Annotated in this window: 18 protein-coding genes; 10 read left to right on the top strand and 8 right to left on the bottom strand. The window is 44.5% G+C overall.

Annotated features, from left to right (window positions below):
• Positions 1-225 precede the first annotated feature (225 nt).
• Complete coding sequence (locus R7F67_RS11545; protein ID WP_258494136.1) at positions 226-2,580, bottom strand: helicase-related protein; 2,355 nt, start codon at positions 2,578-2,580, stop codon at positions 226-228.
• Positions 2,581-2,793: 213 nt separating this feature from the next.
• Here R7F67_RS11545 and R7F67_RS11540 point away from each other — a divergent pair, with 213 nt between their 5' ends.
• From R7F67_RS11540 to R7F67_RS11530, 3 genes are all read left to right on the top strand, one after another.
• Positions 2,794-4,482, top strand: coding sequence for an NAD-dependent malic enzyme (locus R7F67_RS11540; RefSeq protein WP_005377977.1), 1,689 nt, complete (start codon positions 2,794-2,796; stop codon positions 4,480-4,482).
• Positions 4,483-4,636: 154 nt separating this feature from the next.
• Positions 4,637-5,371, top strand: a complete 735-nt coding sequence (locus R7F67_RS11535) for a vancomycin high temperature exclusion protein (protein WP_005388862.1) — start codon at positions 4,637-4,639, stop codon at positions 5,369-5,371.
• 219 nt (positions 5,372-5,590) lie between these two features.
• A complete protein-coding gene (locus R7F67_RS11530) occupies positions 5,591-6,961 on the top strand; it encodes an SLC13 family permease (protein WP_005377981.1) in 1,371 nt (456 codons plus the stop codon).
• Between the two features lie 142 nt (positions 6,962-7,103).
• On the opposite strand, the gene R7F67_RS11525 is transcribed toward R7F67_RS11530, so the two are convergent.
• Complete coding sequence (locus tag R7F67_RS11525) at positions 7,104-8,441, bottom strand: GGDEF domain-containing protein (protein WP_258475415.1); 1,338 nt, start codon at positions 8,439-8,441, stop codon at positions 7,104-7,106.
• A gap of 334 nt (positions 8,442-8,775) precedes the next feature.
• Between R7F67_RS11525 and R7F67_RS11520 the strand changes: the two genes are divergently transcribed.
• Positions 8,776-9,600, top strand: a complete 825-nt coding sequence (locus R7F67_RS11520) for a DUF2797 domain-containing protein (RefSeq protein ID WP_005377984.1) — start codon at positions 8,776-8,778, stop codon at positions 9,598-9,600.
• A gap of 90 nt (positions 9,601-9,690) precedes the next feature.
• Here the strand turns inward: R7F67_RS11520 and R7F67_RS11515 are convergent, their stop codons facing one another.
• Positions 9,691-10,926: a cysteine desulfurase-like protein gene (locus R7F67_RS11515; RefSeq protein WP_005377986.1), complete on the bottom strand. Its 1,236-nt coding sequence runs from the start codon at positions 10,924-10,926 to the stop codon at positions 9,691-9,693.
• Complete coding sequence (locus tag R7F67_RS11510) at positions 10,910-11,566, bottom strand: 2OG-Fe dioxygenase family protein (RefSeq protein WP_005377989.1); 657 nt, start codon at positions 11,564-11,566, stop codon at positions 10,910-10,912. Before R7F67_RS11510 ends, R7F67_RS11515 begins: the two co-directional genes overlap by 17 nt.
• A gap of 359 nt (positions 11,567-11,925) precedes the next feature.
• Between R7F67_RS11510 and trxB the strand changes: the two genes are divergently transcribed.
• From trxB to cydC, 3 genes are all read left to right on the top strand, one after another.
• The gene (trxB, locus tag R7F67_RS11505; RefSeq protein WP_005377991.1) at positions 11,926-12,885 is read left to right on the top strand and encodes a thioredoxin-disulfide reductase; all 960 of its coding nucleotides are present in this window, start codon (positions 11,926-11,928) and stop codon (positions 12,883-12,885) included.
• 103 nt (positions 12,886-12,988) lie between these two features.
• Positions 12,989-14,776, top strand: coding sequence for a heme ABC transporter permease/ATP-binding protein CydD (gene cydD, locus R7F67_RS11500; RefSeq protein ID WP_005377993.1), 1,788 nt, complete (start codon positions 12,989-12,991; stop codon positions 14,774-14,776).
• Positions 14,769-16,490 carry a heme ABC transporter ATP-binding protein/permease CydC gene (cydC, locus tag R7F67_RS11495; RefSeq protein WP_005377996.1) on the top strand — a complete coding sequence of 574 codons (1,722 nt, stop codon included), beginning with the start codon at positions 14,769-14,771 and terminating at the stop codon, positions 16,488-16,490. Before cydD ends, cydC begins: the two co-directional genes overlap by 8 nt.
• Before the next feature lie 97 nt (positions 16,491-16,587).
• Here the strand turns inward: cydC and R7F67_RS11490 are convergent, their stop codons facing one another.
• The 3 genes from R7F67_RS11490 to R7F67_RS11480 form a co-directional block, all read right to left on the bottom strand.
• Complete coding sequence (locus tag R7F67_RS11490; RefSeq protein WP_005377999.1) at positions 16,588-17,919, bottom strand: D-serine ammonia-lyase; 1,332 nt, start codon at positions 17,917-17,919, stop codon at positions 16,588-16,590.
• Between the two features lie 90 nt (positions 17,920-18,009).
• Positions 18,010-19,104 carry a 3-phosphoserine/phosphohydroxythreonine transaminase gene (serC, locus tag R7F67_RS11485; protein ID WP_005378000.1) on the bottom strand — a complete coding sequence of 365 codons (1,095 nt, stop codon included), beginning with the start codon at positions 19,102-19,104 and terminating at the stop codon, positions 18,010-18,012.
• Between the two features lie 137 nt (positions 19,105-19,241).
• Positions 19,242-20,510 carry a DUF945 family protein gene (locus R7F67_RS11480; RefSeq protein ID WP_318057190.1) on the bottom strand — a complete coding sequence of 423 codons (1,269 nt, stop codon included), beginning with the start codon at positions 20,508-20,510 and terminating at the stop codon, positions 19,242-19,244.
• A 186-nt stretch (positions 20,511-20,696) separates the two neighbouring features.
• Here R7F67_RS11480 and R7F67_RS11475 point away from each other — a divergent pair, with 186 nt between their 5' ends.
• The 3 genes from R7F67_RS11475 to R7F67_RS11465 all read left to right on the top strand — a co-directional run bounded on the left by R7F67_RS11475 (position 20,697) and on the right by R7F67_RS11465 (position 23,971).
• Positions 20,697-22,637 carry an ATP-binding protein gene (locus tag R7F67_RS11475; protein WP_031778988.1) on the top strand — a complete coding sequence of 647 codons (1,941 nt, stop codon included), beginning with the start codon at positions 20,697-20,699 and terminating at the stop codon, positions 22,635-22,637.
• Positions 22,634-23,131 carry a response regulator gene (locus R7F67_RS11470; RefSeq protein ID WP_005378005.1) on the top strand — a complete coding sequence of 166 codons (498 nt, stop codon included), beginning with the start codon at positions 22,634-22,636 and terminating at the stop codon, positions 23,129-23,131. Before R7F67_RS11475 ends, R7F67_RS11470 begins: the two co-directional genes overlap by 4 nt.
• A gap of 291 nt (positions 23,132-23,422) precedes the next feature.
• Positions 23,423-23,971 carry a hypothetical protein gene (locus tag R7F67_RS11465; protein ID WP_005378006.1) on the top strand — a complete coding sequence of 183 codons (549 nt, stop codon included), beginning with the start codon at positions 23,423-23,425 and terminating at the stop codon, positions 23,969-23,971.
• Between the two features lie 193 nt (positions 23,972-24,164).
• Here the strand turns inward: R7F67_RS11465 and R7F67_RS11460 are convergent, their stop codons facing one another.
• Entirely contained in the window at positions 24,165-24,752 is a 588-nt protein-coding gene (locus R7F67_RS11460; RefSeq protein WP_005378007.1) for a TfoX/Sxy family DNA transformation protein, read from the bottom strand.
• Positions 24,753-24,906 lie beyond the last annotated feature (154 nt).

The following is a 24,906-nucleotide window of genomic DNA, read 5'->3' as shown; positions in this document are numbered from 1 at the left end:
ATGGGATATAAAACATTCGTCTTTTATGCACTAATTTACATGCAAAAGGAAATATTAAAACCAGCTTTGTAACAACTGATGTACAGCTTCGCCATATATAAGCATTCAATTGATTAATATTTCAATTAAGAAACTAAAAACAACACGTAAGTAACGATATCAATATGAAATCATTATAGATTCACCAAGAAAATATCAATTCTTGTCACAACGTCATCCGCCTACCTACTTCACATCAATCACTCGACTGGCCTTTTTATACTGTATCTTCCAACCAGCCCAGCGTGGCAACTCCCAACGCTTCGGGTCTCCCTTACGGTTTCCCTCTCGATAAACGACCTGTACTAGCTTGCGAGACGCGTAATACTCAACATCCAGTTGGAGTTCTGGCAGCGAAAGTTCTAAAGGGTACTGCTCCGTGAAATCGTCGTATTCCCATTCTGGAACACCGTTAAATGTTAAGTCTTCCGGTTCAAACAACGCCATATCATCGACATTTTCAACGCCTAATGTTTCCAACTGATCCTTTAACCAGCTAGAAAATGTCAAGGAGGCCAAGTCGTTAACCTCTTCTCCTTCGACATTAAGGCCCAATGCGTTGTAGAGTTTCCAGTGTTGGATTTGTTGTTTTCTTTGAGAAGCAAATCCTGGTAACAGTGTCTCGTCTTCTATCATTTCGACAATAGACTGAACAGCAACATCACCTTGTAACGCTTGATGTTCAGAACAGATTGTTCGCCCGGCGTAGACCAAATGCATTGTTGCTCTTGGGGTCTCTTCTTCATAATTCGTCTCACCTTGTTGCCACTCCCCTAGCTCAAGTTCGCGTAATAACGTCAGCGGGATAGGCATCATAACCGATGCGAGGTTTAGTGTTTGCTTAACACCTCGTCCTGGCACGCTATGGCTATCTAGCACGATGGCCGCTTCTTCTTTATCAGGAAAGCGGCTGTTACGCCCAACCAGCATCTCGACTACGCCATTTCCTAGAGCATCCCTTCGACGAGCTCGTCGGACAAACACAAGCTCAGGGTGCAATGAGGCGATGGAGAAAAAGAGCGCTTCACGTTTATATCGAGAGGCAACGTCAAGTTCCGGCAATTCAAACACTTCTCGCATTTGTTTCGCTAAACCTTGTGCCTCTTCGAGCGCGCTAGCATCAATGATAATGCCTGAGAGTTGCTCCCCCCGAACCAAACGGATCAACAAAGAGGCATCACATCCGCATGGCTCCTCTTGAGATAGAAGCTCAGCAACTTCACCACTTTGTCGCTGATAGAGCTGCGCAGGCACAGATAAGGCGGCAGCCAAATCAATCATTGCTTCCTTCTCTGGCTTCGCTTGAATTCTGGTAACGAGATCGGCAAACAGTGCATCAATGGGTAGTGGATATACTTTTCTCCCGTGCTGCGTGACATTGCCATCCTCATCAATCGCTTCCATGGATAACAACGTCGAATGAGATGCCTCTAGCGACTTTTCTGGAATTGAGTCGAGAAAATCGAGTGTTGAGAGACGGTACCCACAACAAGCCGCTGCCAGCATGGGCTCGACGAGCTCTTCTCTGTGTAATTCTGGAGGTGTCACCAACTCTAAAGGCGCGTGCTCACCATATAGACGAATACAAGCCCCTTCGGTAACGCGACCTGCTCGCCCCATTCGCTGCGCGGCACTGGCCTTAGAAATGTTGGTTAACGTCAGTGCTGTACGTCCATTTCGTTGTACAGTTCTGCGCTCTAAGCCGCTATCGATTACCACCCGGATATTAGGAATGGTCAGAGAGGTTTCTGCGACATTGGTTGCCAATACGACTTTCCGTTGCTTTTGTACCGTCAACGCACGATGTCGTTCTTCATCACTGACCGAGGCATGAAGTTTAACCACCATGACATCGCCACAACTTTGTAGCATCTGAGCACATTGGGTGATCTCTTTGCGTCCAGGCATGAAAACAAGAATATCGCCATCTTCATCTTCCAGTGCTTCTTTTACCGCTCCGACAACCTCCTGTTCACATCCCTTTTTGTTCGGTAAATAGCGGATGTCTGTAGAACGATGTGTCACCGTGACTGGAAAGCAACGTCCCTCCGAACGCAGACGCTTAGCATTCAGGTAACGAGCAAGCTTTTCGCCTTCTAAGGTAGCAGAAGTGACGATCAATCGATGTTGATTTTCTTGCTTCAAAATGGCGGTTAATAGATCAATATCCCAGCGTCGCTCGTGAAATTCGTCCACTATCACGACATCAAAGTCTGCTAGCTTGTTTTCCGAAAACCAACGCAGTGCAACCCCCGGAGTCACAAATACAACTTCGGTTTTTTCATCAAAGTAGGCATGAAGCTTGATCGCGTAACCGACTTTGCGACCTATTGGCTCTCCAGATTGCTCCGCAAGAAATTCAGCCAGCGAGGTACAAGCAATTCGACGTGGTTCAATAACCAGAACGCGTCCGTGTTTTGCCGCCCACATGGGCAAGCGGGTAGATTTACCCGACCCGGTTTCGGCTTCCACCACAAGATGGTTAAGGCTTACATGATGGTCAAACTCGGCTTGCAGGCTGTCGATAGGTAGTTGAAACATAGAAATTGGATTTGATTTGATGATGCAAAACATTATACCCAAGTAAAAAAATCATGCTTTAGGTATCTCTAAACAACCAATATTGCCGATATTTTCGTCGGTATCTGAATTTTTTTGCAACATTACATTGATGTGCATCAACGCATGTTTACAACTAAATAGTGAACCCGTTAAAATTTGGTGCGCATCCTTCAACCCTACATAAGGCACCCAATGAACAACGATAAACGCCCACTATATATTCCATATGCGGGTCCGGCCCTTTTAGCAACCCCTCTTTTGAACAAAGGCAGTGCATTCTCTGCTGAAGAACGTAGTTCATTCAACTTAGAAGGTCTGCTTCCAGAGTCGACCGAAACTATCCAAGAGCAGGTGGAACGTGCCTACCAGCAATACAAAAGTTTCGAAAGCGATATGGATAAGCACATTTATCTGCGTAATATCCAAGACACCAACGAAACATTGTATTACCGCCTAGTGCAAAATCACATTTCTGAGATGATGCCTATCATCTACACACCGACTGTTGGCGCAGCATGTGAAAACTTCTCTAACATTTACCGTCGTGGTCGTGGTCTGTTCATTTCATACCCAAACCGTGACCGTATTGACGACTTGCTGAACAACGCAGCAAACCACAACGTTAAAGTGATTGTTGTGACAGATGGCGAACGTATCCTTGGCTTGGGTGACCAAGGTATCGGCGGCATGGGTATTCCTATCGGTAAACTGTCACTATATACCGCGTGTGGTGGTATCAGCCCTGCTTACACTCTACCAATCGTGCTTGATGTGGGTACCAATAACCCGCAACGCTTAGCTGATCCGATGTACATGGGTTGGCGTCATCCTCGTATTACGGGTGCAGAATACGATGCATTTGTAGAAGAGTTTATCCAAGCGGTACAGCGCCGTTGGCCTGATGCTTTGATCCAATTCGAAGACTTTGCTCAGAAAAATGCGATGCCTCTTCTTGAGCGTTACAAAGACCGCGTGTGTTGCTTCAATGATGATATTCAGGGTACTGCTGCTGTTACTGTTGGCTCTCTACTTGCAGCTTGTAAAGCAGCAGGAACTCAGCTTTCTAAACAACGTATTACCTTCCTAGGCGCAGGGTCTGCTGGTTGTGGTATCGCAGAAGCGATCATCGCACAAATGGTATCGGAAGGAATTTCTGACGAGCAAGCTCGCTCACAAGTTTACATGGTTGACCGTTGGGGTCTGTTACAAGAAGGCATGCCTAACCTTCTTGATTTCCAACAACGCTTGGTGCAAAAGCATACCAATACGAAAGAGTGGGAAAATGAAGGAAATGGCTTCTCACTACTCGATGTTATGCGTAACGCCAAGCCAACGGTACTAATTGGTGTTTCTGGTGCTCCTGGCCTATTTAGCCAAGAAGTCATCGAAGAAATGCATAAACACTGTAAGCGTCCGATTGTCTTCCCACTGTCGAACCCAACAAGCCGCGTGGAAGCGACACCGAACGACATCATTCGTTGGACAAATGGTGAAGCACTGGTTGCAACAGGTAGCCCATTTGAGCCAGTGGTTCATGAAGGTCGCACTTACCCTATTGCACAATGTAACAACAGCTACATCTTCCCAGGCATTGGCCTTGGTGTACTTGCTGTCAATGCAAAACGTGTCACTGACGAGATGCTAATGGAATCAAGCCGCGCGCTCGCAACATGTTCTCCTCTAGCAATCAACGGTCGTGGGGCACTACTTCCACCACTGGAAGAGATCCACTTAGTATCGAAAAAAATCGCATTTGCCGTTGGTAAAAAGGCAATTGAACAAGGTGTCGCATTAGAAATTACTGATGAAGCATTGAACGTGGCGATTGAACAGTCGTTCTGGCAACCTGTTTACCGCCGCTACAAACGCACTGCGTTCTAAGCTTGAGACAATTCGTTTAATAATTAGCCCCTACCATGTAGGGGCTTTTATTTTTTTATCATCCTAACCAGATTTTGGCATAAATGGGCTTCTCTCTTTTTGTTTCTATCAGATATGATGAGAACTACATTTTTAGTTAAGGATATAAAACGTTTTGTTGTTTTCTCGCATAAGATCAAAGTGGAAGCTGAAATTTTCCTGGAAGCGATTTGCTTTGATTTTGTCGATCTCTGCACTTAGTCTGCTTGTTTCTGTTATTGCCATCGACCGGTGGGTGGTTTTACAAGCCAAAGAGAGCATTTTCACTGAATACGAGCAAATCCCTCAACATGAGGTTGCCGTAGTTCTTGGTACCAGTAAATACATCGGAAAGATCCTCAACACTTACTACACTCATCGCATTAATGCGGCGATTGAGCTTTACAACCAAGGCAAAGTAAAACAGTTTTTATTGAGTGGTGATAACGCCCACCGTTCATATAACGAACCGTGGACAATGAAACGCGACTTACTTAAAGCAGGCGTGCCTGAAGAAGTGATTCACCTTGATTATGCTGGCTTTCGTACCTTAGATTCGATTGTACGAGCAAAAAAAATTTTTGCTTCGGAGCGATTTCTGATTGTGACTCAACGCTTTCACTGCGAACGCGCACTGTTCATCGCTGATGCTTACAGCATTGATGCGCAGTGTCTCGCGGTAGCAGGGCCGACGGCCAACAAGCAAAAAACATCGATGCGTGTTCGAGAACTGCTAGCCCGTGTGAAAGCGTTTTTAGACCTGTATATTATCAATACGCAGCCTAAGTTTCTTGGCCCTCAAGAACCTATCGTCGCAGTAAAAGAGCCAAATAAAGCAGCTAACGAGCCTCTTCAAGTCCCCGTCGAATAGAGGAATAACGTGGCTCACAAGCCTAGTAACATTTCTATAAAACAAATGGGTAGTTTTCTACCCATTTCCAATTCTCAACATCACACTTTCTAATTTGCTCTACGATTCAGGCAAAACTCTTTTTCGCATTCAAAGTAACATTTCATCAATAAATAACTACAAGTCAGTTACTTTGCCATAAAAAAACCGACAAAAGGCAATGCAAAAGGAGCACTACCCATGACCGCACTCGCTGTGACATTGAAGAATTGGTTCTTCACTCGCAACAGCATGATTTTGAACGCGAATATCCTATTGTTCATTATCTTGTTTAATACCTTACCCTTTGAACCACAAGTAGTAACCGGCCTGAGCATCTTAGTTTTTGTTGCTATTCTGTGGCTAACCGAAGCGATTCACGTCAGCATTACCGCGCTGCTCATACCACTACTTGCGGTATTTTTGGGTGTGTTCAACACTCAAACCGCACTGAATAACTTTTCCAACTCCATCATTTTTCTATTTTTGGGTGGTTTTGCACTAGCTGCGGCTCTACATAAACAAAAGTTAGATCAAGCTATTGCAGATAAAGTACTATTGCTGGCAAGAGGAAAAATGTCTGTCGCTGTATTCATGCTATTTGGTGTGAGTGCTGGCCTGTCAATGTGGATTTCAAACACCGCCACCGCCGCGATGATGTTACCGCTTGTGCTGGGTGTGATGACAAAGCTAGACGCCAAGAAAAACCACAACACCTTTTTGTTTGTTCTACTCGGTATCGCTTACAGTGCTTCAATTGGTGGTATTGCAACACTGGTTGGTAGCCCACCAAACGCAATTGCAGCCGCTGAAGTTGGCCTAAGCTTCACTGAATGGATGAAGTTTGGTGTACCTATTTCCCTAGTATTAATGCCAATCGCTATCCTCGTATTGTACACGATGACTAAGCCTGACCTTAGCCACAAGTTTGACCTTGACCATCAACCAGTCGAATGGACAAACGGCAAAATGATTACGTTAGCGATTTTCTTACTGACCGTGACGTTGTGGATATTCAGTAAGCCTATTAACGCTATGCTGGGTGGCTTCGCGAAGTTCGATACTCTTGTAGCTATTGGCGCCATCCTTCTACTTGGTGCTTCTCGCGCCGTCGAGTGGAAAGATATCGAGAAAACAACCGACTGGGGTGTGTTAATCCTATTTGGTGGTGGTATCTGTTTGAGTAACGTCCTAAAAGCAACCGGAACAAGCGTATTTTTGGCTCATAGCTTGTCAGGCTTTCTTGAGCAAGCTGGTATTCTCTTAACGATTCTTGCAGTGGTTGCTTTTGTTGTCTTCTTAACTGAGTTTGCGAGTAACACCGCCAGTGCTGCACTACTTGTCCCTGTATTTGCGACCATTGCAGAAGCCTTAGGCATGTCTCCGGTTATTCTTTCTGCACTGATTGCCGTCGCTGCATCTTGTGCATTTATGTTACCAGTTGCAACACCTCCAAACGCGATTGTGTTCGGTACGGGTCATATCAAGCAAAAAGAAATGATGCGAATTGGTTTCGTATTAAACATTGCCTGTATTGCTGCACTAACGCTTTTCGCTTGGTTGTTCTGGTAAAAATAGCAAGTTCGATTAGCACTACACTGCTGCTCACGGTAATCGTATCGATAACCCAAACTTCCCCCCTAAGTGGTGTTCAGCAGTTTCCCTCTTGGTGGCCAGTTGGCCACCTTTTTTCTTTCCTTTAAGTGAACGGCTATCAGGCTTGCTTCTTTTCGCAAGCAAGTAAACCATAATGAGCTTCCACTCGGTTGCGACCATTGCGCTTCGCCTGATACAACACTTCGTCAGCTCTCGCCATGGTTTCTGAGACGCGTTCATTCTGCATTTGGGCAACGCCAATACTGCAAGTTAATGATTCACCGTGCACCCACAAATGATCCTCCACATTTTTGCGAATCATTTCTGCCTTCTCTAACGCTTGTTCAATATTGGTATCAGGGCAAAATACGACAAACTCTTCGCCGCCCCAACGAACGAGTCGATCGTCTGAGTAAATAGAAGTCGCTACCACCATGACAAATTCGCGCAATATGTCATCCCCCATTTGGTGCCCAAACTTGTCGTTCACCTTTTTAAACTTATCCAAGTCCAAATAGAGAATACTGAAGGTGTTATGCCCCCAGCGAACCTGACGAGATTGTTGTTCCAGCCAGTGTTGCACAGCATATCGGTTCATCGCGCCCGTCAAAGCATCTCGATGCGCTAACTCTGCAAACTCATAGTTTTGAGCTCGCAAAGTATTATTCACCTTTTCCAAATGACGGTGACGCTTTTGCGCTTTTTCATAAGCCACTCTATTTTTTCGTAACTCATGCAGAGAAAAAGCCAGTCCAAGCGCCATCCAAGAGATTAATAATGCATACAACAATGTTTCTTGCGCAAGGTAAGCGCCTTCAAACTCAATTTTATCAATCACAATTCTATGTTTACCAAGTGCCGCACCAGACCCAGTTGCAATATCAATACGTGTGATGTTTGAAAATTCAGGTGCGGAGTGTTCAATCGCGACTCCGTTATCTACTAACCACCAGGTCATCACCTGAAGATTTTTAATCGGAATTTCGACAATATCGATCGAACCCGACGGAGAAAACTGCATGCCATTATATTTAATGGTGTACTCGTCGTCCGGCTTGGAATACTCAGAATTATAATTGCGAAGATACAAACGTAGGTCGTGGCTAGGGTTAGCCCCTATTCCTGCCTCTTCATATCGCACCTTCAATCGAATCGTATGGTAGTTGGAAAGGTCAATACCCTGTGTTGGCGTTGCTGAATCGGTATAAACCGAGATTCCGCAATAAGGCCAAGCATACGAGCTCTGCTTTAGTTCACAGCTAAGAACTAGGCTTTGCCGATCGTATGTGATATCAGCCTCACTCACACCTCCTTCACTGGCATCTTTAGTTGCATAGATATTGAAATGCTCAGGTGTAATGGTCAGCTTTCGCGTATCGCCAAGCACACTATAAAGGGCAACCAAACTGATAGTGCAAATAGAAAGAGCAAAGATAAAGTTATGGATCCACTTCATGGGCAAGTGACCTGCTGAGATTATACAATACGTGGGGTTCAATAATTTCAAAAAATGAAATCAAGGTAATTTATCAAGAAATAAAATCGCTTTTTCATTCAATTCTTAGTTTCGACACATAGTAACGGATTTTGAACCGTTATCACGTTTTAAAATTTCTAAAAAGTGCAGCCCAACTTCTATTTGCGAAGCATTTCACAGCCATAATTTTTAGAAAATAAAACACGATGCATAATAATTTAGTGAAAGACATTTACTTTAAAGCTCCTGTCAACCCTGCATCTCTTCTCCACTTCAGTATATACTGTGCAAAAACACAATAATGAGTAATGTCATGTCATTAATTGCAACTGGCACGCTAAACAAAATGCGTGCTTCTCTGGACGGTGCCGTCAATTACCGTCTTCCTGTCGGTGAGGAAGAAATCGACTTAACTCCGTTTCTGGGTAAAACGCTCACACTGACTCACACTGGCAATATTTTTTGTTGCTCATGTGGAAAGAAAACGAAAAAGAGTTATTCGCAAGGCCACTGTTTTGTATGCATGAAAAAGCTAGCAAGCTGCGACATGTGTATCATGAAGCCAGAGACCTGCCACTACGATCAAGGGACTTGTCGCGAACCACAATGGGGTGAAGAGAATTGCATGGTGGATCACTTTGTCTACCTGTCCAACACATCCAGCTTAAAAGTTGGTATTACTCGTCATACTCAAATCCCGACTCGTTGGATTGACCAAGGCGCGACTCAGGGCTTGCCAATTTTTAAAGTAAAAACTCGCCATATCTCCGGTTTAATTGAAGTTGAACTGGCGAAACATATCGCAGACAAGACCAATTGGCGCACACTGCTAAAAGGTGACGGTGAACCTATGGCATTGCAGGACCGTTTTGCTGAGCTATTGCCTTTAGTCGAAGAGAAAATTGCCGAGATAAAACAGCAATTCGGCGAAGATGCCATTGAAGTATTAAACGAAAGCATTACCGACCTTAGCTACCCGGTACAACAGCACCCAACGAAGATCACTTCGCATAACTTCGATAAAAACCCGGTTGTTACTGGCACTTTGCAAGGCATCAAAGGTCAATACCTCATCTTTGATACCGGCGTTATTAATGTAAGAAAATTCACTTCCTATGAAGTTGAAGTTAGTGAGTAATCGCTTGCAGAACGCGTTGATTCAAATAAAAATGAAAAAAGCTCGAGTTTGACTCGAGCTTTTGTTTTTCTATTAGGAAGAAATCGTTAGTTATGCGTCAAGGATGCTTTCTAGCACATCGAATAACATATCGACTTCTTCTATTGTGTTGTAATGCATACAACCAATTCGCACTACACCACCCGATTCTTCTAAACCAAGTTGACGAACTAAGCCCAACGCATAAAAGTGACCATTCCATACACAAATGTTATGTTCACCCAGTGTTTTCGCGATGAACTCTGGAGAATATCGGTCAAACGTTAGCGCAAAAGTTGGCGTGCGGAGTTGGCTATCTTCCTTTGCGATACCGAATAGATTGACACCATCTAATGCATTCAAACGCTGCAAGAAACGCTCACTCAAGCGCTGCTCATGTTGTTCATACAGTTGGTAGCTTTGCTCCAATCGTTGGCGAAGAGGTAAACCGACTTCACCAAATTGAGCCAGATACTCAACCGCAGAAACGACACCAGCAAGACCTTCAAAACTTTGCGTTCCTGTTTCAAATCGACCAGGGCCTATATTAGTGGCAGGCTCGACTTTGTAAGGGCGAATACTGTGGAGCCACTGATCGGCTATGTAAGCAATACCAACGTGTGGTCCGAAAAACTTGTAAGCTGAGCAAGCTAAAAAGTCACAACCTAACGCTTGAACATCAACCAAATGATGAGGCGCATAATGGACGGCATCCACATAAACTTGTGCCCCAACATTGTGCGCCATGCTGACTACTTGCTGTACATCCACAATAGAGCCCGTCGTGTTCGATGCATAAGTCACAGCGACAAGGCGCGTTTTATCAGAAAGAAGGCGGCTTAAATGCTCCATATCAAGCGTACAATCTTCTTCGTTGATACGAACTTGATGAACCGTAACGCCTTTATCTTCTGCCGCTTGCTGCCAGCTGGATACATTTGAATAGTGATCCAAAGCGGAGACAATGATCTCATCTCCTGCTTGCCAATCTCGACTAATCGCGCGACTAAGCTGAAAGGTTAGTGAGGTCATATTGGCACCGAAGACAATATTGCCAGATGAAGGGGCATTAAGTAGAGCCTGAGCCGACTCACGCGCATTTTGCATTACGTCAACGGTCACTTGGCTAGAAAAATAATGCCCGCCTAAGTTAGCGTTGAAACGACCTAAATACCCAACCATGCTGTCTAGTACTGGTTGAGGCACTTGTGAGCCACCTGGACCATCAAAAAACGTCACGGGCTTGTCGTTGTGGTATTGAGCCAACGCCGGAAATTGCTCTCTGATCTGATTAAGATTGAAGTTCATTACGCTTATCCGTAGCAGTAAGTACAAATACATCCATATGGCCCGCTTCGTCATCAATAACAGAGCGGATTGGGCACGCGTTATGCCACAGCTTGCTATCAGCCAAGATTGCGACCTCTCCGGTTTCTAGCACTTTACGGAAAAATGGGGCTTGGTTATGGCTGCTGTACAGCATGATGTCGCCACCGATGATGTTATGGCGTCCCACACCAACCATTGCAATATGATCAAAACCGTCTTGGTGCACACCTTCAGGTGCTACTTGGGTTTCTTCTTCCAGTGCCCTGATACGGATTTGGTGAATTTCTATTTCTTGACCGTTTGGCAGATGATTCGCATTGACAAACAATTCACACATTTCTCGAAATCCATCGCTGGTAAGAATATCCTTCTCAATTGGCTCGAATTGTCTTACTACATCACCTTGAAATCGGTTGATATCAGAGGATTGAACAAAGCTATTTTTATTTAAGTCGATGACTTTGCCGTTATCAAAGCCAACCACAGAATAACGTCGTAGTCGATACTGACCATCTGCATGTTCGGTACGAGGCAGTTCTTCAAACGATGGGGAAAGCTGCTCAATTGCTGCCATGCTGAGCTGTGTTAAATGTAGAGTATTCTCACGTGAATGTAACATCATTTGCTCCTTTAATGAGGCACATTAATTAACATTTAATTTACACACTAGGTTACGCAAATATTCTGCAATTACCAGCTTTTAACGTTGATAGCTTCAACAAAACGACGAAAACAACATAACAAACCAAACCAAACCACAAAAACAGAGCCATGTTTCAGTTTTACGCTTTGACAATATTTGAAACTAGACTTCTCTACTACGAATAGAATTTTATGCTAGAAGTCAACGTTCTCAATCAATATTTAGTGGGTTCTAATCTATAACCAATTATTCGATCACAATCGTTGTTTATGCTTTTAAAGCACTAAGAATTTCCATACAATCGAGGGAAATGTTACGCCCTTTTTGGAGCCATAATGAGCGACGTAAAACACTGTAAATTATTAATTCTTGGTTCTGGTCCTGCAGGATACACAGCTGCCGTCTACGCAGCGCGTGCAAACTTAAACCCTGTGCTTGTGACGGGAATGCAACAAGGTGGTCAGCTAACCACCACAACTGAAGTTGAAAACTGGCCAGGCGATGCTGAGGGACTGACAGGTCCAGCATTGATGGATCGCATGAAAGAACACGCCGAGCGTTTTGAAACTGAAATCGTATTTGATCACATCAATGAAGTAGAGCTATCACAACGCCCATTTCGTTTAAAAGGCGACTCAGGTGAGTACACTTGTGATGCCTTAATCATATCTACCGGCGCATCAGCAAAATACCTTGGCCTTGAGTCTGAAGAAGCATTTAAAGGTCGCGGCGTTTCTGCTTGTGCAACCTGTGACGGTTTCTTCTACCGTAATCAGAAAGTTGCAGTTGTGGGCGGTGGTAACACGGCTGTTGAAGAAGCGCTATACCTATCTAACATTGCGTCAGAAGTTCACCTGATCCACCGCCGCGATTCATTCCGCGCAGAGAAGATCCTTGTGAAACGTCTGATGGATAAAGTTGAAAGCGGTAATATCGTTCTTCATACCGATCGCACTCTCGATGAAGTACTGGGTGACGATATGGGCGTAACGGGCGTCCGCATTAAAGACGTGAACAGCGGTGCGACAGAAGATATCGATGTAATGGGTGCATTCATCGCAATTGGCCACCAGCCAAACACACAAATCTTTGAAGGCCAAGTAGACATGAAAGATGGCTACATCATCGTTCAATCAGGTCTTGAAGGCAACGCAACACAAACTAGTATCGAAGGTGTATTTGCAGCTGGCGACGTAATGGACCACAACTACCGTCAAGCGATCACCTCTGCAGGTACAGGTTGTATGGCTGCATTAGATGCTGAACGTTTCTTAGACTCACTTGGTGACAAATAACTTTTCACATTTGTGTCATATCCTTAAAGCCCAGCGGTATTCCCGCTGGGTTTTCTTTTGTATACTACCGCCTCATTAAAACAATTATCATTAAGCCTTCACGATGGATAAGAAAAAGCAAAGCAGCTTGAATAAGTGGCTGAAGCAACAAAGTAAGTTAGCCAAGCGCTGGCTTATGATTGCGATAGGCCTAGGCGTACTTTCAAGCGTGTTTTTATTGGCTCAAGCAGCCCTGCTCGCCTCCATTCTGCACCAGTTAATCATTGACCAAGTCGACAAAGCCGACCTCATTTGGCATTTTGTTGGGCTCGGTGGCACGGTTATCGGTCGAGCTGCTTGTACCTGGGGTCGAGAGCTTGCCGGTTACCGTTGCGGGGAGCAAATTCGAGTTTATATTCGCCAACTCATTTTAGATAAAGTTCATAAACTTGGGCCAGCTTACATCAAAGGCAAACCTGCTGGCAGTTGGGCAACGCTCATCTTAGAGCAAGTAGAAGATATGCAAGATTTCTTCTCACGCTACTTGCCTCAAATGTCATTATCGGTACTAGTGCCTTTCATCATTTTGGTTGTCGTATTCCCAGTAAACTGGGCAGCAGGCTTGATCTTCCTGGTCACTGCACCACTAGTGCCTATTTTCATGGCACTGGTTGGGATGAAAGCCGCAGAAGCAAACCGTAAAAACTTTAAAGCGATGCAGCGTTTGTCGGGTCACTTTTATGACCGCTTGCAAGCAATGACAACCATTCGCTTATTCGATAGAACAAAATCTGAAACTGAGACGCTAAAGGGTGCTTCAGAAGTCTTTCGTACTCGTACCATGGACGTTCTGAAAATCGCGTTTCTGTCTTCTGCGGTGTTAGAGTTTTTCACTTCCATTTCTATCGCAATTACCGCTGTCTACTTTGGCTTTAGTTATATCGGGGAGCTGGACTTCGGCTACTACGGCACAGGTGTTACGCTCTTTGCTGGTTTGTTCATTCTGATTCTTGCTCCAGAGTTTTATCAGCCATTACGTGATTTGGGCACGTTCTATCATGCGAAACAGCAAGCGGTTGGGGCAGCAGAAAGCATTGTCGAGTTTCTGGATTTGGAAGTCGATCAAATCAAAGATGGTACCCAAGCGTTAGATAAAAACAGCCCTATCCATATTGAAGCGGACCAGTTAACCATTTTTAGTCCGGAAGGTAAGCAGCTCGCAGGTCCCCTATCCTTCTCTCTTGAAGCCAACAAAAGTACGGCTTTAGTTGGACCAAGTGGCGCAGGTAAAACAAGCTTGGTAAACACCATCCTCGGTTTCATGCCTTATCAAGGTAGCTTGAAGATTAATGGTTGTGAATTGTCGCAACTGGATCTAGCCACATGGCGAGAGGCAGTAAGCTGGATTGGTCAAAACCCGATGCTATTACACGGTAGCATTCGAGATAACATCACACTAGGTAAGCACAATATTCAGGATGCAGACGTACATTCTGTGTTGAATGACTCTCACGCTGCTGAATTTGTTGAAATGCATGGGTTGGATTATCCGATATCTGATCGTTCTGGTGGTTTATCTGTCGGCCAAGCGCAGCGTTTAGCACTGGCTCGCGCCATGCTACAAAATGGTCGTTTTTGGTTATTAGATGAACCAACCGCAAGCTTAGATGCTCGCAGTGAAAAACTCGTGATGGAAGGCATTAACAAGTATGCGCATGCCACAACGAATTTGATGATTACTCACCAACTTGCGCCTTTACAAAACGTATCGCAAATTCTTGTTATGCAGGACGGCCAGATTGTTCAACGTGGTGATTACGCCACACTGTCGACAGAAGATGGCTTATTTAAAGACATGTTGGAAGCGAACCTCGCACAACGTGAAACAGACAAGGGGAACTTAGATGCGTGATTTACTCCCTTATCTAAAACTCTATAAAAAACACTGGTTTGGTCTTTCGCTAGGTATGCTACTGGCATTTCTGACCTTAGCGGCGTCTATTGGCTTATTAACGCTATCAGGTTGGTTTATTTCAGCCGCAGCGGTGGCAGGCTTGACGGTTGCTCGTGAGACCTTCAACTACATGTTACCAGGTGCCGGGGTACGCGGCGCTGCAATGGCTCGAACCGCAGGTCGATGGGGAGAACGTGTCGTTAGCCACAATGCAACGTTCAAGCTGCTTACCGATCTACGTATCTTCTTCTTTAAGAAACTTGCACCACTGATTCCGGGTCGTGTTTCTACGATGCGTGATGCCGATCTGCTCAACCGCTTAGTAGCGGACGTAGATGCGATGGATCACGTATACCTTCGACTTATCAGCCCTGTCGTGATTGGTATTTTTGGCATATTGAGTTTAACGGCTGTCCTGGCGTTCTTTGATTGGCATCTCGCCCTACTGCTTGGCTCGATTCTTACCGTCATGTTGTTTGTATGGCCAGTGCTGTTCTATAAACTGGGTAAAAATAATGGCGAGAATCTCACTCATCATAAAGCGCAATTGCGAGTGGCGACACTGGACTGGCTTCAAGGCTACAGCGAACTGAGTATCTTTGGAGCAGAAGAACGTTATCGTAATCTCATTCTAGAGAAGCAGAAGCAGTTGCTGTCTAACCAATTTGTGAACGCGAACTTAACGGGCATGGCTTCAGGCCTGCTTATGCTGGTGAACGGCATTACACTGGTTGTGATGCTTTGGTTTGCTGCAGACGGCGTAGGTGGTCGTGCTCCTGATCCTTGGATTGCGCTGTTTGCGTTTGCAACCATGGCGAGCTTTGAGATTCTGATGCCTATCGCAGGCGCATTCCAGTATCTCGGTCAAACGTTGACCTCTGCTCGTCGTTTAAATGAAGTAATTTTGGCTGAACCTGACGTTGTCTTCCCTGAGCAGTCGAAACATAAAGACACAACGTTAGACATTGAATTCGACAACATAGATTTTACTTACCCTGACGGTCAGCAAAAGGTGCTGAAAGACTTGTCACTCTCACTACCGTTGGGCACTAAAACTGCAATTGTAGGTCAAACAGGTTCAGGTAAATCAACACTGATTCAGCTTCTTTGCCGCTACTGGGATGTTAACCAAGGTGAAGTTCGAATCGGTGGTACAAAACTGCAAGATTGGAGCGAGTCGGACCTGCGATCAGCAATGACTGTGGTCAGTCAACGCGTAGATGTACTAAACGGGACACTACGTGACAACTTACTCATGGCCGCTCCGGATGCAAGTGATGAGCAACTGTCTACTATTTTACAAAAAGTCGAGCTTGGCGGGCTTCTTGAAGAGCCGGGGTTAGACGCTTGGTTAGGCGACGGCGGTCGTCAGTTATCTGGTGGTGAGAAACGTCGAATCGGTATTGCTCGAGCATTGCTACGTGATGCCCCAATCCTACTCTTAGATGAACCGACTGAAGGCCTCGATAAGCGTACGGAACAAAAAGTGATGGCGCTTTTCAATGAACACTTTGCTAATAAGACAGTAGTATTCATTACACACCGACTGATAGAGCTAGAAAGTATGGATAGCATCTGTTTGATGGAACAAGGTGAGATCATCGAACAAGGCGACCATCCAACGCTACTCGCTCAAAAAGGTCGTTACTACCAGCTATTACAATCTCTATAATTCGATTTTCAGTGACGAGAAGGGCTCATCAAACGATGAGCCCTTTTGTTATTCCTGTATTATTAGTTACCTAATTAAGCACGTATACAGTGCTGATTTACCGACCAGATTTTTTGAGATAAGCCGCCATTTCATCTTTCGGAACCATGCCCCCACCTGTTGCCCAAACAAGATGTGTTGCGTTTTTGAGTTTTTCTTCGTCAAATTTCATTCGAGACTGGTAAGCATGGTTATTCGAGACGTGCACTGCACCAATCATACCGGCTAATGCAGAAGGCTCTAGATTAATACCTTCCAGTTCACTTAACTGACCCAAGTGGTGATACATACGAGCGTCATCAATGGTGTAAAAACCATCAAGTAGCCTTTCCATCGCTCTTCCGACAAATCCCGAGGCACGCCCGACTGCCAAACCATCAGCGGCGGTGATGTTATCGATACCCAAATCTTGTACCGAAATATCGTCATGCAAGCCTGTATGTACGCCCAACAGCATGCACGGTGAGTGCGTTGGCTCTGCGAAAATACAGTGGACATGCTCGCCAAATGCTACCTTCAAGCCAAATGCCACCCCACCAGGTCCACCGCCAACACCACAAGGAAGATAAACAAACAATGGATGATGCTCATCAACCACGATTCCCAAGTCATCAAATTGCTGCTTAAGACGCTCACCCGCAACAGAGTAACCTAGAAACAGCGTTCGTGAGTTTTCATCATCGATAAAGAAACAGTTGGGATCTTTTTCTGCCTCTTTACGACCTTGCGCGACAGCAATACCATAATCTTCCTGGTGCTCTACGACATTAACACCATGTGACCGGAGCTTATTTTTCTTCCATTCCCGCGCATCCGCAGACATGTGGACTGAAACTGAAAAACCCAGCTTCGCACTCATGATACCGATGGACATACCAAGATTGCCGGTTGAGCCAACTGCAATACTGTACTGCTTAAAAAACTGCCGAAACTCATTGCTGAACAATTTGCTGTAATCATCGCTTTCACAGAGCAAGCCGGCTTCAAACGCCAACTTTTCTGCATGAGTGAGCACTTCATAAATACCACCTCTCGCTTTGATCGAACCAGAAATTGGCAAATGACTGTCTTTTTTGAGCATTAAATGGCCCAATATTGGTGTGTCGTATTGCTGCTCCAAACGCACTTTCATATTGGGAATATCCACCACTGGGGACTCAATAATGCCACGCGACGTTTCCGTTTCGGGAAACGCCTTCATCAAATAAGGCGCAAATCGTGCTAGCCGTTCACTCGCCGCTTGAATATCTTCTTCATCTAACCCGACATGAGGTAAACCTTCCTCCAAGGAAGTGGTATAGGGGTTGAACCAACAAACCTCTTCAAGATCAATAAGTGCTGCCAAGAGTGGGAACTGCTTAGTCAGCGCTTCAATATTTGCCTTGGTCATTTTACCTTCCTGGAATGATGTGAGTTGAGATAAACAAAAGCGCCGCAATAGCGACGCTTTGGAGAACAACTATCAGTTATCAGTTTGAGCTTACGCGTAGTTTTTCTCAAACTCTTGCATGAAGTCTACTAACGCTTGAACGCCTTCAAGCGGCATTGCGTTATAAATGGATGCTCGCATACCACCAACTGCTCGGTGACCTTTTAGCGCTTTCAGCCCTTTAGAGTCTGCTAGCTCAAGGAAGGTTGCATCCAGTTCAGGCTTAGCAAGTTGAAATGGCACGTTCATCAAAGAACGGTTTGCTGAGTGCACGCCATTACGGTAGAAATCAGACTGATCGATGTAATCATACAGTAGCGCGGCTTTAGCGCGGTTCACTTGCTCAATCGCTTTTACTCCGCCCTGTGCCTTCAGCCATTTGAAAACAAGACCAGACAGGTACCATGCAAAGGTTGGTGGCGTGTTGAACATTGATTCTTTTTCTGCCAAAACAGTGTAATCCAAAATACTTGGTAGTACCTGCTTCGCCATACCTAATAAATCATCGCGCACGATAGCAATAGCAATGCCGGAAGGACCAATATTTTTCTGAGCGCCCGCGTAAATCACACCGTATTTCGACACATCAATTTCACGAGAAAGAATTGTCGAAGACATGTCAGCAACAATCGGTTTGTCGGTGATAGGAAGATCGTTAATCTCAATACCATCAATGGTCTCATTTGGACAGAAGTGAACGTAAGCCGCTTCTGGAGCAATTTTCCATTCACTTGCAGGTAGAACCGCGACTTTCCCGTTGATTTCTGTTTTTGCATCAAACACGTCTGGTTCGCAGTATTTTTTCGCTTCAGCTACCGCGCTTTCAGCCCAATAACCACCATCGATGTAAGTTGCCGTATCGGCATCACCAAGTAAGTTTAGAGGAACAGCAGCAAACTGAGCACGAGCACCACCTTGGCAGAACAGTACTTTATAGTTGTCCGGAATATTCAGAAGATCACGTAAATCCTGCTCGGCTTCTTCTGCAACTTTGATGAACTCTTTGCTTCGGTGGCTGATTTCCATGACCGAAGTACCAAGGCCTTGCCAATCGATTAGTTCCTGTTGTGCTTGCTGCATAACTGCTTTAGGCAGACCTGCTGGCCCTGCACTGAAGTTAAATACGTTGTCCGTATTTTGTTCCATGATGCTCATTGCTCCTGCTATGTAAATATTACGAAATTAATATCACGTTTTCGCAGTGATAAAAACAAGAAAAGAGGTCTTACGACCTCTTTTTAAAGACTAAGCGTTGAATTGGAACAAATTCGCAACAACACGAATTACTGTTGTTGCATCAAAGCAGGCATAAGTAGAGCCACCAATGGGAACTCATGCCCATTTTCGAACTTCAATTTGCCTTCACCAATTTCTGCTTTTAATTGATAACCGCCCTCTACTTTTTCGATCAACTCCATAATAAGGAGCTCATCAATCCCTTCTTGAATAAATGGGTAATGCGTTACTAATTCATCAGAGAAGTAAGTGCTAAGTTCACCAGCAGTGGCCGTCACCAACTTCATTGGATCTTGAGAAATATGCTCAGTACCTTCAGGGATGGATAGTTGCCACTCATTGTGGAACTTGCCGTCACCGAACGCGAGTGAAAGCTCGTTCACGGATAAATCAAAACCTTTGCTAAACAGCGTATCGACATGCGGCAATAAATTCGCAATTTCCTGTTCATCTAGCATAGGAGAGCTTTGATAGATAGACATAATTTGATCAAAAGACTGGCTATCCACATCTGCAATTGAGAAATCCAACTTAAAGTTATCGACATCCGTCCCATCAGTTAAACGTAGTTTCTTAGCATCTAGGTTTAATTGACTGTTCAGCTTATCACCAGACTCACTCATCGTAGTGTTACCACGGTAGCTCGCATTTTCAATCAAAAAGACAGGCGTTAAGTTCGCATCAACCACATCTAGCTTCTCTAGAGAGAAAGACTGCTCGCCTAACCAGTAGCCTTTTGCTTGCTTTCCTTTACCTTGCCCTGTCAATGCATTCAGATGAAGCTCTTCACCGTTTTCAAAATCCACTTGAACAGAAGGAACAGAAACTTGGTAATTGAGATCACCCAATACCGTCACATCACCTGTTACTTTTGCAGGGCTTGTAGAAACAGAAACACCTTGCGCTTCGTTACGATAATGCCAACTGTCTAGGTCGAGGATAAATGCTGTATTGCCATTTAGTTGAGTCTGGCTATGCATCGTGAGAGGCAAAAAGTCATTGTCCACCAATTTTGAATCTGCTGTTAGGCTTGTTAGACCGTGGCTAACATCACTGGTTACGTCAAACGTCGTTGGCATACCATCACGCTCTAACTGCGTTTTAAGCTCAGGATCAACAACTGAATAACGAGTCAGCACGACTGAAGACAAATAGCCACGCTGATACTCGACCACTTCGCCTTTAATCATTTCATCATTCATATTGGTAATACCATCTTCAATGATGGACTGACCAATTTGTCCGACAGCCAATGGCCAACACAGTGCTAATGAGATAGCACCACCAATGGCGCCGATTTTTTTAAGATTTTGCATAACGTCACTTATTAGATATTTTCGGTCAGTCTACCCCAAACCACCTGCGGAGAAAACATTGAGACAAATCAGACTATTGATGCTTATTCTAGTCCATTAATCAGGAATCATACTTGGCTCCCACTCATCATGTCCTTTTATTGTTAAAGTTTGCGTGGCGAAGTTTTAACCGGAGCTAAAACATCTGTGAATCGTTATGCTGTGTTGTGTCTCGACAACAACCCAATCAGTGCTGAACAGTTTCGATTGGAGCTGTCTGCCTTCTCAAGTAAGTTTGATATTTTTTCTGTCGAATCGATAGAAGAGGCTCAAAGCGCTTTAGAGTATCTAGAAGAAAGAGAACAGACTGTTGCTTTAGTTATAGCGAGCCATCACGCTCATTTTAACGGCGTGGATTTTCTTATTGGTTTAGACCGGATGCCACATACCGAGCAAGCAAGAAAAATTCTTATTAGCTGCTCGTCTGATATAGAGGCAATTCTCACTGCCGTTAATGAGGGCAGGCTCGACCACTGCCTCACTAAACCTTTGCCAGATCACGTCTTATTTAACACAGTGCAAAAAGAGCTGACCCAATTTATCTTGCGAAATGGCAAAGAAGACCTGCTAAGTTACAGTCAGATATTGGATCATCACAGCTTGTTGCGAGCGCACATCAATAACCAGATGAGCCATTATCAAGCCGGATTCTTACACGACTACCACTCGATGTCTGATGCCGAGTTAGCCGAGCAAGTGATCTCCGCTCTCCAGCAATTTTTCAAAGATAATGACGAAACAAGAGCGTGCCGTACATACTCACCTGAACACTTATTAACCGTGGAAGGCGAGCCAAATTGCTTTTTGTGGTTTATCACCGAAGGTGAAGTGGCTCTGTACAAGCGCGATGAGCAAGGCATGCAGCGAGAGGTTGTACGCCATAACAAAGGGAATATTGTCGGAGGCATGTCGTTTGTTACTGGGGAATGTTCTTTCTCGACAGCTCTAACACTAACCAAAACAGAAGTTATCAAACTCGATCGCAACGTATTCAATAAAGTGATGCAAAGCGACTCAAACTTACTGCCTCTTTTTACAAACTTGCTCTTACGCCACTTCAACCGCCGATTGCAAAGAAGCATCAACACCAAACTGCAACTTCAAAAAACGCTCGAATCTTTAGAATCAGCCCACCAGCAGCTCATTGAAAGAGAAAAAATGGCGATGCTTGGTCAATTGGTTGCGGGAGTGGCCCACGAACTAAACAATCCAGTAGCCGCGATATTAAGGGGCGTAGAGAATTTAACGCATACACTAGAACGATTACTTAACGATGCGCCCAGTTCCGATATACAAAGCAAAGGCATTGAATTACTGAGCAAAGCGCAAATCTCAAAACCCGCTTCAACCGCCGAGCTCAGATCACGCGTAAAAGCGCTTAGCCATACTCTTCCAGACCGAGCATTGGCAAAAAAAGTGGTGAGCCTTGGATTAGAGTCCGATCAAGAGCTACTTACCCAACTAACGAGAAAGCAGAAAGCGTCTTATCATGCTCTCAATACACTAGAGCAATACCACAAAGCAGGTTCTACACTTCGCTCAATTAATGTCTGTGCAGCACGAATTGCTGATATGGTAAAAAGCCTGAAAGGATATGCTCGGTCAGATGATGAGACCCTGCACTATGCCGATATTCATGAGGGCATTGAAGACACCTTGGTGATTTTCGAGAACAAATTAAAAATGCACCAAGTTTCAACCGACTATGCAAACTTGCCTTCCATCCTTTGTCAACCGATCGCACTCCAACAGGTGTGGACGAACTTGGTCTCTAACGCCATTGACGCATTTCCAGAGAAAGGTGTGTTAAACATACAAACACGCCTTATAGAAAAAGAGCACACACATTATGCCGTTATCTCATTTGAAGATAATGGATGTGGCATTCCTGAATCGCAAAGAGACGCCATTTTCGAGCTGAACTTCACCACAAAAAAAGAAGGTAATTTTGGCTTAGGCATCGGGCTGTCCATCTGCCAGCAAATCGTAACAGCACACAGAGGGTGGATTGACGTCGAATCAGAGATCGGCCAGTTCACACGAATGACCGTCTGGTTACCAGTCATCGAAGAAGGAGATGAAACATGACCAAGTATCTAATTTTATGTGTCGATGACGAACGAGAAGTCTTGGATAGCGTGCTCCAAGATCTTGCTCCCTTCGAGGAGAACTTTGTCGTCGAAGGAGCGGAATCGGTGACTGAAGCTCGGCAAGTGATTGAGGAGATGGCGGAAGAAGAAGTTCAGCTTGCGCTCATTTTATGTGACCACATTATGCCGGAACAAACTGGGATCAGCTTCTTAATCGAACTCAGTCAAAATGGTGACACAAAAGCAGCGCGCAAAGTTTTACTCACAGGACAAGCTGGTTTGGAAGACACCGTAGAAGCCGTAAATAACGCGAGTCTCGATTATTACATTGCCAAACCTTGGAAAGGTGAAGCATTGAGAAAAGCAATCGTGTCTCAGCTTACCGCGTTTGTGATTGAGAATGATGATAACCTGCTATCCTGGACTCAAATCCTTGATTCTGAGGCAATCCTCAACGCCATGGCAGAAAGAAGAGCAAGCTTTGGCGAGTAATAAAGTGTTTGGTTCTAACTTGAACTCAACGATGCTCATTGCACCACCTAACCTCGCATAGTCGAATGAGGTTAGAAAAACATCGTTACTTGTCCGAGTGAAATTCTCGGACACTACGTATATGGCGTAGTTTTTGCTTAAACCAAGGAACTATTAAGTTAATTGACAAAACATCGACACATTTTTGTTGGTCGTGGACCTTCCTTTTTATTATGATGTCGGACAAATCAGATTACGGTTCAAGTGGTTGCTTGAATCCATGGAAATAATGAACAAGGTTTATCGTTAGTTATGCGTAAAACACTATTAGCCGCTGCCTTACTAGTGGCATCAAGCCATGCCCTAGCTGCAAACGATCGCAATGCGCCAGCAACTATGAGCAACTTTAGCTACGACTATTTCGAAGCACGTATTGGCGCAAGTCCTGTGACATTTGGTGCTGGATTCAGCAAATCAATTCACCCGAACGCGCATGTTATTGCTCGTATTGACTCTGAGTTTGAAAGTGATTTTGACTCAGCTGCAGGCTTTGGCTTCCATTCTCCGCTAAACAACTGGGCAGATCTTACTGGTGAAATGCTAATGCGCGTTGTGCAACCTTCGAATGAGAGCAGCACAGATGTTGGTATGGAGCTTAACTTAGGTGTTCGCCAATGGTTGGGCCCTCAATTAGAAGTAGGCGGCAAAGTCGGCTACGTTTCTATCGATAACGATGACGATTGGACTGGCTCTGCCTACGCTCGATTCCACTCAACAGAGCTTTTCTCTTTGGGTGCTGAAGCACGTATCAACGATTTTTACGGTGATCAGGTAATGTTCACTACGCGTTTTAAGTTTTAAGATTTGTGCTATAAGAAAAGAGCAAATTAAAAAAACAAAAACCGAGGTCTCTGCCTCGGTTTTTTTGTCTAATTTAATGACTAACTCAATGAAGTGGTAAAAAACTTCAACGTCCTTTTTCCGCTTTTCACACTTGCCTTTACGACCCGCTAACTCCATCGAAACGAGTCAATCATTGTGCGATCAGCTTCGCTTAGTCACACAGTGCCAATAACTGTTTTTTACGCGGCTCTTGGATCAGTTTCCAATGTACGCCATCAGTTGCACCAGCAAATTTCCACAGTAGCTTTACATCAACATCATTACCGTAAGCCGTTTTAACTTTGTTGAAGACTTTTACAGGTCCAAGTTCTAAAAAGGTTTCTACGTCATCAACACCGGCTTTCTTGACCATACGTTCAAGGGTTAGTTGCATGTTGGGTAAGTCTCTTAAGCGTCTACTGGCAGAGGACTTTTGATATTTCCGTTCCTTAATTGAGTATTCAATTGATTTCTGTACCAGTTCATCAAGCCCTACATATCCGGATTCGAATAAATCGGTTACATCATAATAATTTACGGTTGCCGTCGTCTGTTTTTTGACGTGCTTATACTTCTCACAGCTCAGTTGAGTAAACACTTCATCTAGCCCATTACCACCACGTAAGTAGCAGCAATCATTGCTGACAAGCGCAAACATAGCATCATCGGTGAATAAACCAATACCACCGAACATAGAACGTTTTTGGTACTCACTGAAGGTGCGTACATATTTAAAAAAAGCTTGGTCTGTCATGTCCATTGACCTCTTTAATCTGAATAAATTACCCCGATTAGCGATGTCACCAGATAAACAGCAGCTTATAGCGAATTATAAATGTCGATTTGTTGGCGATATTTTTGTGAGTTGTGCTCACCAACTTGCTTAATCATACTTAACGTTGAAAAATAAGTTA

Origin of the sequence: Vibrio sp. YT-17 (genome assembly GCF_033337375.1) — a bacterium.
GTDB classification, from domain to species: Bacteria; Pseudomonadota; Gammaproteobacteria; order Enterobacterales; family Vibrionaceae; genus Vibrio; species Vibrio alginolyticus.
This window is presented reverse-complemented; position numbering and strand designations above follow the sequence as displayed.

Excerpts from the sequence above, each read along its gene's own strand:
- R7F67_RS11460 (WP_005378007.1), bottom strand. The coding sequence starts at position 24,752 with ATGGACATGACAGACCAAGCTTTTTTTAAATATGTACGCACCTTCAGT.
- R7F67_RS11510 (WP_005377989.1), bottom strand. The coding sequence starts at position 11,566 with ATGTTACATTCACGTGAGAATACTCTACATTTAACACAGCTCAGCATG.
- R7F67_RS11530 (WP_005377981.1), top strand. The coding sequence starts at position 5,591 with ATGACCGCACTCGCTGTGACATTGAAGAATTGGTTCTTCACTCGCAAC.
- R7F67_RS11470 (WP_005378005.1), top strand. The coding sequence starts at position 22,634 with ATGACCAAGTATCTAATTTTATGTGTCGATGACGAACGAGAAGTCTTG.
- R7F67_RS11465 (WP_005378006.1), top strand. The coding sequence starts at position 23,423 with ATGCGTAAAACACTATTAGCCGCTGCCTTACTAGTGGCATCAAGCCAT.
- R7F67_RS11525 (WP_258475415.1), bottom strand. The coding sequence starts at position 8,441 with ATGAAGTGGATCCATAACTTTATCTTTGCTCTTTCTATTTGCACTATC.
- R7F67_RS11545 (WP_258494136.1), bottom strand. The coding sequence starts at position 2,580 with ATGTTTCAACTACCTATCGACAGCCTGCAAGCCGAGTTTGACCATCAT.
- serC (WP_005378000.1), bottom strand. The coding sequence starts at position 19,104 with ATGGAACAAAATACGGACAACGTATTTAACTTCAGTGCAGGGCCAGCA.
- R7F67_RS11520 (WP_005377984.1), top strand. The coding sequence starts at position 8,776 with ATGTCATTAATTGCAACTGGCACGCTAAACAAAATGCGTGCTTCTCTG.
- trxB (WP_005377991.1), top strand. The coding sequence starts at position 11,926 with ATGAGCGACGTAAAACACTGTAAATTATTAATTCTTGGTTCTGGTCCT.
- R7F67_RS11480 (WP_318057190.1), bottom strand. The coding sequence starts at position 20,510 with ATGCAAAATCTTAAAAAAATCGGCGCCATTGGTGGTGCTATCTCATTA.
- R7F67_RS11490 (WP_005377999.1), bottom strand. The coding sequence starts at position 17,919 with ATGACCAAGGCAAATATTGAAGCGCTGACTAAGCAGTTCCCACTCTTG.
- cydD (WP_005377993.1), top strand. The coding sequence starts at position 12,989 with ATGGATAAGAAAAAGCAAAGCAGCTTGAATAAGTGGCTGAAGCAACAA.
- R7F67_RS11540 (WP_005377977.1), top strand. The coding sequence starts at position 2,794 with ATGAACAACGATAAACGCCCACTATATATTCCATATGCGGGTCCGGCC.
- cydC (WP_005377996.1), top strand. The coding sequence starts at position 14,769 with ATGCGTGATTTACTCCCTTATCTAAAACTCTATAAAAAACACTGGTTT.
- R7F67_RS11515 (WP_005377986.1), bottom strand. The coding sequence starts at position 10,926 with ATGAACTTCAATCTTAATCAGATCAGAGAGCAATTTCCGGCGTTGGCT.